The organism is Neisseria sp. P0001.S005, assembly GCF_051963715.1.
This window is the reverse complement of record NZ_JBQCTZ010000605.1, coordinates 1-451: the sequence shown is the minus strand read 5'-3', so window position 1 is coordinate 451 and position 451 is coordinate 1. Positions and strand designations below refer to the sequence as shown.

1 protein-coding gene and 1 tRNA gene are annotated in these 451 nt (G+C 41.9%); both read left to right on the top strand.

The features are described from left to right. On the top strand, nucleotides 1-168 hold a 168-nt coding region (locus ACTHSP_RS21945), incomplete at its 5' end, for a YfhL family 4Fe-4S dicluster ferredoxin (RefSeq protein ID WP_440347003.1). Nucleotides 169-266: 98 nt separating this feature from the next. Next, nucleotides 267-350 (top strand) — tRNA-Tyr (locus tag ACTHSP_RS21940). The last annotated feature ends 101 nt before the right edge of the window (nucleotides 351-451 follow it).

The window sequence follows — 451 nt, the reverse complement described above, 5'->3', positions numbered from 1 at the left end:
GAAATTTACGAAATCAATCCAAATTTGTGTACGCAATGTGTAGGCCATTACGATGAGCCTCAGTGCCAACAGGTATGCCCTGTCGACTGTATCTTGATCGATGAAGAACATCCTGAAACGCATGAAGAACTGATGGCTAAGTACGAAAAAATCATTCAGTTCAAATAAATAGTGTTTAAAAGCAAAATCTTGGATGTTTTTAAAGAAATAAATGAAAAAAAATCTTGACGGAAATCTGAGTTGCCAATAAACTAGCGTTCTCTTTTGGAGGGATTCCCGAGCGGTCAAAGGGGGCAGACTGTAAATCTGTTGCGTGAGCTTCGAAGGTTCGAATCCTTCTCCCTCCACCAAAAATTCTTACTTGGAGCAAAAAAGTGAGTATGCGGGTGTAGCTCAATGGTAGAGCAGAAGCCTTCCAAGCTTACGGTGAGGGTTCGATTCCCTTCACCCG